Source organism: Shewanella sp. Sh95 (genome assembly GCF_001308045.1).
GTDB classification, from domain to species: Bacteria; Pseudomonadota; Gammaproteobacteria; order Enterobacterales; family Shewanellaceae; genus Shewanella; species Shewanella xiamenensis.
On sequence record NZ_LGYY01000112.1, the window covers coordinates 1 to 9,333 of the forward strand.

8 protein-coding genes are annotated in these 9,333 nt (G+C 47.4%); 7 read left to right on the forward strand and 1 reads right to left on the reverse strand.

All coding sequences use genetic code 11. The annotated features are described in order from the left end of the window. Positions 1-174 precede the first annotated feature (174 nt). The 7 genes from AEA42_RS08505 (at position 175) to AEA42_RS08530 (ending at position 7,500) form a co-directional block, all read left to right on the forward strand. Complete coding sequence (locus AEA42_RS08505) at positions 175-960, forward strand: hypothetical protein (protein ID WP_037427432.1); 786 nt, start codon at positions 175-177, stop codon at positions 958-960. Positions 961-1,061: 101 nt separating this feature from the next. Then, complete coding sequence (locus tag AEA42_RS08510; RefSeq protein ID WP_055647508.1) at positions 1,062-1,592, forward strand: hypothetical protein; 531 nt, start codon at positions 1,062-1,064, stop codon at positions 1,590-1,592. Between the two features lie 167 nt (positions 1,593-1,759). Further along, positions 1,760-3,115: a glutathione-disulfide reductase gene (gene gorA, locus AEA42_RS08515; RefSeq protein ID WP_055647509.1), complete on the forward strand. Its 1,356-nt coding sequence runs from the start codon at positions 1,760-1,762 to the stop codon at positions 3,113-3,115. Between the two features lie 333 nt (positions 3,116-3,448). After that, complete coding sequence (locus AEA42_RS22620) at positions 3,449-3,625, forward strand: hypothetical protein (RefSeq protein WP_023266152.1); 177 nt, start codon at positions 3,449-3,451, stop codon at positions 3,623-3,625. Between the two features lie 3 nt (positions 3,626-3,628). Beyond that, complete coding sequence (putP, locus tag AEA42_RS08520) at positions 3,629-5,125, forward strand: sodium/proline symporter PutP (RefSeq protein ID WP_055647510.1); 1,497 nt, start codon at positions 3,629-3,631, stop codon at positions 5,123-5,125. A gap of 9 nt (positions 5,126-5,134) precedes the next feature. Beyond that, the gene (proB, locus tag AEA42_RS08525; protein ID WP_055647511.1) at positions 5,135-6,241 is read left to right on the forward strand and encodes a glutamate 5-kinase; all 1,107 of its coding nucleotides are present in this window, start codon (positions 5,135-5,137) and stop codon (positions 6,239-6,241) included. Between the two features lie 11 nt (positions 6,242-6,252). Beyond that, positions 6,253-7,500 carry a glutamate-5-semialdehyde dehydrogenase gene (locus tag AEA42_RS08530; RefSeq protein ID WP_055647512.1) on the forward strand — a complete coding sequence of 416 codons (1,248 nt, stop codon included), beginning with the start codon at positions 6,253-6,255 and terminating at the stop codon, positions 7,498-7,500. A 580-nt stretch (positions 7,501-8,080) separates the two neighbouring features. On the opposite strand, the gene AEA42_RS08535 is transcribed toward AEA42_RS08530, so the two are convergent. Then, the gene (locus AEA42_RS08535) at positions 8,081-9,223 is read right to left on the reverse strand and encodes a P-loop NTPase fold protein (protein WP_055647513.1); all 1,143 of its coding nucleotides are present in this window, start codon (positions 9,221-9,223) and stop codon (positions 8,081-8,083) included. Positions 9,224-9,333 lie beyond the last annotated feature (110 nt).

Consider the following 9,333-nt stretch of genomic DNA (forward strand, 5'->3'; position numbering starts at 1 on the left):
CGCTTTATCACGGATAAATTATCGACCGAAAAAGTGTTTAGATTTCAAGCAACCAGCGATTGTCTTTAAAGAAATGGTATTGGCTGCTTGATATTGGCGAGTGTCGCACTTCGCAGTTGAATTCGGGGCTAACATCAGTGCATATTCTATATTTTCAATTAGATTGGCTTATTTATGGCAGCATCAGTTAAATCCATCATTAGCGCCGTAGGCGCCATTAGCTTAGTTTGCTTTAGCCATCCATGTTTGGCCAACGAGAGCTTGGCGCAAACCGAAGGGATATTAAACAGCAAATTATCTGCGGCTAACGTGCCTTTAACTGCTAACATCGATTTAGGCTGGGATAGCAAGTATGTTTCGCAGGGGCGCAATAACTTGGCTAAAGGCGGTATTTATTGGATGAATACCAGTATTCAATACGGCAATCTCACCACCTATGCCCTCGTTGGCCGTGGTGATAGCCAAGCCTATACTGAGTGGAATATTGGCCTAGAATACGCTTTGGATTTAAGTGAACATTTAGAAGCGAATCTTGGCTATCAACGTATTGAAGGCTATAGCAGTAGCCGCTGTCAGGATAACGAACTGTTTGCTGAATTGGCTTACACCGCCAAGCCTTGGCTAGTGCCTTCCGTGAGTTATGTCTACTCCACCGAGGCGGCGGGCTATTTTGTGGAGCTGAGCCTACACAGCTATTGGCAAGTTACAGAGCAATTCACACTCTCCCCCTACGTAACACAAGGCGTTGATTTTAAATATCGAACAGAAGAGCACAATGGTAGAAATCATCTCCAGTTTGGGCTAGAAGCAAGCTATAACCTTACCGAGAATATGAATATTAGTGGCCATATTAGCCACAGTATTGCGCAGGCAGATATAGAGCAAGAAGCGGCCACGAATGGCGACTTTAGCTCACAGGATCAAACCTATGCGGGCATCCACTTTAATATCAGCTTCTAAGCGTTACTCGGCCTAACTCCCCTTCGACTTGGCAAACCGTTCCCGCCCAAACTACACTCAAGATGTCGATGGAACGACCTTGATTTAGCGAGGCACAGGGAATGTTGGCTCATCAGTTTAAAATACTCACGAACACATTTATTACACTAGCATTTTGTACTCTGCCATCCTTAGCGGCACCCGAGAACGAGCCTGAATTAGTATTAGAATTTCTGTCAAAAAGTAGCACGACTGACTCACTACCACTGGGGACTCTGCTCGACAGTCAAGGTAAACCGCTGCCCATTCCCGCAGAGCAAAGCGCTTTGGATTATTCACCTCCCACCGTCAATGTTGACAATACGTCCCCAAAAACAAAGACCAACAAGACGCAATCTACTAAGACTAAAAATAAAAAATTGAGTCGCAAGCAACAACTCGCCAGCAGAGATAAAGTCGCTAACGATCCTAGTTGCCGTTGGCTTGATGCGCGCATGTCACAGCTCGAAACCCAGATCGGCAATAAGCGAGAGCAAGCCGCCGACTACCATAGCGATGAGCTCAATGCTCGCAAGCAGGAGTGGCAATGCCTTAAATGCGGCGTAGAAGGACCAAACCCTGATGATTACCATCGCTGCCAATATCGCCGTTAAGCTTAAGCTAACCGCCAAGGGATAAAATCTCAGCTTCATGGAGATTTTTTGTGGCAAACCAAGGTCTATACCATGGCGACTTAATGGGCTGGTCTGCAAACCCATTCCAACCTACAATGACCTTCTGCTATTAAGCACCTCATTCTTAGAGTTAGACGGAGAAACTCATGGCTCAACATTTTGACTATATCTGCCTAGGCGCAGGCAGCGGCGGTATCGCCTCAGCTAACCGAGCTGCCATGCGTGGCGCTAAAGTGCTTCTCATCGAAGCGAAACACGTCGGCGGCACCTGCGTAAACGTGGGCTGCGTACCCAAAAAAGTCATGTGGTATGGCGCGCATATCGCCGAAGCCATGAACCTCTACGCCAAAGATTATGGCTTTGATGTTTCAGTCAACAAATTCGATTGGAACACCTTAGTAAACAGCCGCGAAGCCTATATTGGTCGCATCCACGAGGCCTACGGTCGCGGTTTTACCAATAACAAAGTCACCCTGCTCAATGGTTATGGCCGTTTCGTTAATGGCAACACCATTGAAGTGAATGGCGAGCACTACACGGCTGACCACATCCTGATCGCTACCGGCGGCGCACCAACTATTCCAAACATTCCTGGTGCCGAATACGGCATTGATTCCGATGGTTTCTTCGCCCTGCGCGAACAACCTAAACGTGTCGCAGTCGTCGGCGCTGGCTATATCGCCGTCGAAGTCGCTGGCGTGTTACACGCACTTGGCAGTGAGACTCACCTGTTTGTGCGTAAACATGCGCCGCTGCGTAACTTCGATCCTATGCTAATCGACGCCCTCGTCGATGCCATGAAGACCGAAGGCCCAAGTCTGCATACCAACAGCGTCCCACAATCTGTGGTAAAAAATGCCGACGACAGCCTGACTCTGAGCCTCGAAAATGGCGAAAGCGTGACCGTCGATTGCCTGATTTGGGCCATTGGCCGCTCACCCGCGACGGGCAATATCGGTTTAGAAAACACCGATGTGCAACTGGATAGCAAAGGCTATGTGATTACCGACGCGCAGCAAAATACCACCCACAAAGGCATTTATTGCGTGGGCGATATTATGGCGGGCGGTGTGGAGCTGACTCCTGTTGCAGTTAAAGCGGGCCGTTTACTCTCCGAGCGCCTATTTAACGGCATGAGCGATGCCAAAATGGATTACAGTCAAATCCCAACCGTGGTCTTTAGCCATCCACCGATTGGCACTATGGGCTTAACCGAGCCAGAAGCCCGCGCGCAATATGGCGATGACAATGTGAAGGTTTACACCTCCAGTTTCACCTCCATGTATACCGCCGTCACTAGCCACCGTCAGGCCTGTAAGATGAAGCTAGTCTGCGCCGGTAAAGAAGAGAAAGTGGTTGGTATTCATGGTATTGGCTTTGGTATGGACGAAATTCTCCAAGGCTTTGGCGTCGCCATGAAAATGGGCGCCACCAAAGCCGATTTCGATGCCGTTGTCGCTATCCATCCCACAGGAGCTGAGGAATTTGTCACCATGCGCTAAGCGCATGACTCAATCCTTAAATCAGGCTCTATAGCCTGTGAATGTTGCATTTTATAATTTTATAGAAGCGGTTCTGATATTCTCAGCGCCGCTTTTTTTATGTTCAACGCTAGGTCATTCCGTCTATTTATCCGCTCTTAACATCCCACTCTTTAGCCCCAATTTTCGGTTAAAAGCATAGATAAATTTATCAGTATTCAAATCAATTTCCCTTGCTTTACGCCAACCAAAAGTATGCAAAATGGGCATTTCAACTTGATGTTTTGCTAATAAAGAGCTTATTATAGTTATAACACTAACTATTGTTCACCCTAAATACATCAAGGAGGCATTATGTCAGCTAAGCATGCTGCAGATGAAAACCCCATCTCACAGATCATCCGTTCCACCCGGGAACGCCTTCATGGAACACTACAATATTTCTGCCTGTTCGCCATTCTAAGTACCTATCTCTTTGTCATTTTGAAACCGAGCTTCATTCAAAATAACAAAGCGTTAGGAGGAAAATAATCGATGAATTCCCTCTCTTACGTTTCATTGGCAATTTATTTTATTGCCATGCTCGCTATTGGTTTGTTCGCCTATCGTAAGTCGACCGATGATGTCTCTGGCTACATTTTGGGTGGCCGCCAAGTGAGCCCACAAGTCACGGCTCTCTCGGCCGGCGCCTCGGATATGAGTGGCTGGATGCTGATGGGCCTACCCGGCGCTATGTTTCTGGTGGGGTTTGAAACCCTGTATATCGCCCTCGGATTATTAATTGGTGCTCTAATCAATTATCTGGTGGTCGCCCCTAAATTGCGGGTCTACACCGAGGTCGCCGATAACGCGCTGACGATTCCTGAGTTCTTCGCTAAACGCTTTGGTCAGGCCGATAACAGCATTCGCATTATTGCCGCCGCCATCATAGTGATCTTTTTCACCCTCTATACCTCGGCGGGATTAGTCGCGGGCGGCAAGTTGTTCGAATCCGCCTTTGGGCTGAACTACGACATAGGCCTAGTCGTCACCTTAGCCGTCGTGGTGTCGTACACTCTGCTGGGGGGATTCTTAGCCGTTAGCCTCACCGACTTTGTGCAAGGCTGCATTATGTTTGTCGCATTGGTTTTAGTGCCTTTCGTCGCATATCAAGAATTTACCAGCGCAGATCGTATGATGAACTTTGCCTATCAGTCGATTCCGCATTTTACCGACGCGATGCAAAATGTGACGCTGCTTGGCTTAATCTCGAGCCTCTCGTGGGGACTCGGGTATTTCGGCCAGCCGCATATTATTGTGCGTTTTATGGCGATCCGCTCGGTCGCCGACATTAAAACCGCACGACGCATCGGCATCAGTTGGATGACAGTGACCATTATCGGCGCCTTAGCAACCGGCTTAGTCGGTATCGCCTACGCCAATAAATTTGGCATGAAGCTTTCGGATCCTGAAACCATCTTTATCGTGTTTTCAGAGCTACTATTCCATCCCTTAATCAGCGGCTTCCTGCTGGCAGCGATTCTCGCGGCCATTATGAGCACGATCTCATCGCAGTTATTAGTCTCGTCGAGTTCGCTGACCGAAGATATTTATCGCACGCTGTCGAAGAAACAAGCGAGCGAGCAAGAGATGGTAAAAATGGGTCGTTACGGGGTCGCTGGTGTTGCCATTGTCGCAACACTGCTGGCACTCGACCGCTCGAACAGTATCCTCTCCCTCGTGAGTAATGCGTGGGCAGGCTTTGGTGCCGCATTTGGTCCACTGGTGCTGTTTAGTTTGTATAAAGCCAATCTCACCCATAAAGCGGCGATTGCGGGGATTATTTCGGGCGCGCTCACGGTACTCTTTTGGATTTATGCCCCCGTGCTTGCCGACGGTAAGGCATTGAGTAGCTTAGTGTATGAGATGATCCCTGGCTTTGTTGTCAGCAGCACTGTGATTTATCTGGTGAGCAAATTCGATAACGATCCGTGCGCTAAAACCACTAAGCAATTCCATCAGGCCGGTCGTGTATTGGCCGAGGAAAGCTAAGGAGGCGCTATGACAGACTCTCCCCGTAAACGTATCGTCGTCAAAGTGGGGAGCGCCTTAATCGCGCCCCACAAGCAAGGTTGTAGTAGTCATTATCTCTTGGGTATCGCGCAGTTTATTACTTACTGCCGCGTCCAAGGTATCCAAGTGGTACTGGTTTCATCCGGCTCGGTTGCCGCTGGGTGGCATCATTTTGGTGGCCAAGCTCAGCCGAGTGTCACGGTGAAAAAGGCCATGGCGGCCGCGGGTCAGGCGGATATGATGGCGACGTGGAATAAGCTATTTGATTTTCCCACCGCCCAACTGCTACTGACCCATGGCGACTTACGTAATCGCGAGCGTTATATCAGTATTCGAGACACAATTTTTAACCTGCTCGACCACGGTTTAATGCCGATCATCAATGAGAATGATGCCGTGACCGCCGACAAACTTAAGGTTGGCGATAACGATAATCTCTCGGCCATGGTGGCAGCTGCGGCCGATGCCGACACCTTAGTGATTTGCTCGGATGTGGATGGACTCTATGATCAAAATCCCCACGAACATCCCAATGCCAAGTTGATAAAGCAAGTCACTAAAATCAATGCGGATATCTATGCGATGGCGGGAGGCGCCAGCAGCGATGTTGGCACCGGAGGCATGCGCACTAAGATCCAAGCCGCCGAAAAAGCCATCTCCCACGGCATTGAGACCTTTATTATCAATGGCTTTAATGCCGATTCCTTTAGCCAGCTGCTAAAGGGGCAAAATCCGGGCACCCTCTTTACCCCCTACGAAAAACCGATGCAGGAGCATTTGCATTGGATGACCCACACCTCGCAAGCGCAGGGCGAAGTGATCGTCGAGGATGATTTTGACCTCGCACTCGATCAGCACAGCGAGCAATTAACCAGCGATGATGTGGTTGAAGTAAAAGGGGATTTCTCAGTGGGCGACACCATTCTGGTGCGTAAAGGCGATGGCACTAAGTTGGCGAAAGCCAAATCCAACTACAGCAGTTGTCTACTGAGTTTTATTACCGAGCAGGATGATCAGGCGTTTGCCAGTGAATTCCAGCAAAAAACCGGCCCCATCATTTCCGATAAGAATATCGCCATTCTTAAATCCATTTGAGTGGAGAAACTATGAGCCTAATTAAACAAATATCTGCCGATGCCGCCCATGCGGCCCGCACACTCGCCCAACTCGATGAGTCGTTAAAAAACACCGTATTACTAGATATGGCGCGCTCATTAAGGGAAAAAACCTATGAAATCCAAAGCGCCAACCTGATTGATGTGCACCGTGCAACACAGGACAACTTAAGCCCTGCCATGGTCGATCGCATCACGCTGAACCAGCATCGTATTGAGACGATGGCGCAAGGAATCGAAACCATCGCCGCCCTGCCCGATCCCGTTGGGCGCGAGCGTTTTATTGGTAAACGACCTAACGGCTTATCTATCAGTAAGATGCGTGTGCCACTCGGCGTGGTGTGTATGATTTATGAGGCGCGCCCAAATGTCACCGCCGATGCTGGCGCATTGTGCTTTAAATCAGGCAATGCGGTGATCCTGCGTGGCGGTAAAGAAGCACTGCACACCAGCCAAGTGATCGCCAGCATTTTACAGGCGGTACTGACCGCCTATGGTTTGCCTAAAGCACTTATCAGCGTAATCCCCGATCCTGACCGCGCCCTAATGCTCGAACTGATGCAGCAGCGGGAATTTATCGATGTGATCATCCCTCGAGGTGGCGAAGGACTGATTAATTACGTCACTGAAAACAGTAGCATTCCGGTTATTCAGCACTTTAAAGGCGTGTGCCATTTATATGTGGATAAAGACGCCAATCAAGATATCGCCTTGGATTTGCTGCTCAATGGCAAAACCCAACGCACAGGAGTGTGCAACGCCCTCGAGGGCTTGTTAGTGCATAAGGATATCGCGCCGCGATTCTTGCCCCGCGTAGCCAAAGCACTGGCCGAGCATCAAGTAAAAATCAATGCATGCCCTCCGGCCGCCGCGTATTTCGACGCTTGCACTTATATGGCAGAAGAGGATTTTGGCCAAGAATACTTGGACTTAGAAATCGCCATTCGCCAAGTCGACAGTTTTGAAGTCGCCACCCAACATATTGCTAAGTTTGGCAGCCACCATACCGAGGTGATTTGCACCGACAATGAACTCACCGCCGCCCGCTTTCAACGCGCAGTGGATGCCTCGGTCGTTATGGTGAATGCCTCATCGCGCTTTTCCGATGGTAGCGAACTCGGCCTCGGCGCCGAAATCGGCATAGCCACCACTAAGCTACATGCCTACGGCCCCATGGGACTCGAAGCCTTAACCACTGAAAAATACCTGGTTTCAGGCACTGGACAGATTAGAGCTTAGCGATTACTAGCAGTCCAGCTAATGATTAAGCACTGGCATTCCAGTGACTCGCCGACTTTGGTTGGACAAGAAGTCATCCCTATAGGCTCGACGGCGGCATCTGCTGCACATGGAAGTGCAAATGCCGCGATCACATGGTCAATGATGTTCCAGACATCATAGTGACATTTCCCATATCCCTATGGATCAGATGTGAAAGAGCGGCCATGTAGCCAACGGTGCTTGTATGCCAGCGCTGAATCATCGATCTCTGCGTACAATCTAGCGATAAATATCTGATTAAACTTTTAAAGATGGGTGCAAGTCTCAGAGTGTGAGACGGATAACCAAACCATAATTCTATAAAAAATAGGTTGAATCATCCTAAAATGACTAAGCACTGGCATTCCAGTGACACGCCATTAACTCGTCCCTGAGGGCTCGACGGCGGCATCCATGCCGCCAACGGTCACTTACATGCCAGTGCTTAATCTCGTTAATTCCGGTGTATTTTTGTAGCTTACGATTTTTTACATTAACACCAAAAATTTATAAGTAGGTGACTCTAAAATGACTTAGGAGTATAGATCAACACTTCTTTCTATTTATCAAAAGACACCGCTAGCTCAACCCAGTTTTTATAATCTGACTTATTGGCTTTGAGACTCATAAGACTTATTTGATACAACTTATTTGCTCTTACAGTTAGGTTAGGAGATGAAGATGAATATAATGCACCTTCCAAATTGTCTATAAATTTATCTTTTTCTCTCTGGTTCCAAGGAGAACACACCTTATTCATAATAGATAAAATCATATCAAGGCTTTGTTGAAGATCAACCAGAGAATCGGCTCGTTTCTCTCTTGGAAAAAAAACTTGATCACTGCTTTTATAAAACATGGGGAAAATATCCATTCGATAAGTTAATTTTCCAATAGATTGACCAAAGCTAGCCTCTTTATTAATTGCTTCCATCCATTCGTCATATAGTGAGTAATGTTTATCTCTTAATACAAATAAAATTAACAATAAATAAGGATTCAGCGTTTTTTGAGCATTGCTTAGCACTGATAAAAACTTATCGACCAACTGCTCTGTTTCCCTTAGCGAAAGCCTAAATCTATCCGCCACAATAGAAACCACATTAGTAAAGTCATCTAATTCAGCTAGGCTAGGTACAAATTCCTTCCACTTAGGATTATAAGTGACTTTATTTTCAGTAATATGGCTTACAAATTCATAGCGAGAAAGCTCGGTTAACGAGTAGCGCCGCCTAAAGAACCGACCTAAATAGGTTTGAGCATCAAAGCCATCACCATAAACTGCTTTCACCGCATGCTGTAGTTGTTCAGTATCAGTCGCCACAATAAAGGCAATATTATCTAATTCAAAGAAGTGCTTAACCACTTCCAACATTTCTACGGCATAACTAGGTCGACAGCGATCGAGTTCATCAATAAAGATAAAAGCAGGCATTTTTAAAGCACCTTGCTTATGTGCAATGACTGCCGTAATTAACGCTTTAATTTCATTTCGCAAATAGTTGACTGACTGCAATTTATCGTTGTGGTCTTTTACTAAGCATTGTGCAACTGCGGCGGCAGATTCACTTAAAGTATCAGAAATGAATTTGTCATCACTTTTTGGCTCACCTTCAACTTTAATATCATCTAAATTCAAACCAACAGTCTTTTTCACCAATCCTTTGAGTAAAGCAGGCGCAGCTCTGAAGGATCCCCTCATAAATCAGCCATAGCATAGCCATATTTGAGCAACTGATTGGCGAATAATACCCAGGCCGCCAGCAATTCTTTCTCCGTGATTTGATAATCAGGCCGCCTGAGTACCTCCAA

Coding starts and splice junctions, on each gene's coding strand:
- AEA42_RS08505 (WP_037427432.1), top strand. CDS start 175: ATGGCAGCATCAGTTAAATCCATCATTAGCGCCGTAGGCGCCATTAGC.
- AEA42_RS08510 (WP_055647508.1), top strand. CDS start 1,062: ATGTTGGCTCATCAGTTTAAAATACTCACGAACACATTTATTACACTA.
- gorA (WP_055647509.1), top strand. CDS start 1,760: ATGGCTCAACATTTTGACTATATCTGCCTAGGCGCAGGCAGCGGCGGT.
- AEA42_RS22620 (WP_023266152.1), top strand. CDS start 3,449: ATGTCAGCTAAGCATGCTGCAGATGAAAACCCCATCTCACAGATCATC.
- putP (WP_055647510.1), top strand. CDS start 3,629: ATGAATTCCCTCTCTTACGTTTCATTGGCAATTTATTTTATTGCCATG.
- proB (WP_055647511.1), top strand. CDS start 5,135: ATGACAGACTCTCCCCGTAAACGTATCGTCGTCAAAGTGGGGAGCGCC.
- AEA42_RS08530 (WP_055647512.1), top strand. CDS start 6,253: ATGAGCCTAATTAAACAAATATCTGCCGATGCCGCCCATGCGGCCCGC.
- AEA42_RS08535 (WP_055647513.1), bottom strand. CDS start 9,223: ATGAGGGGATCCTTCAGAGCTGCGCCTGCTTTACTCAAAGGATTGGTG.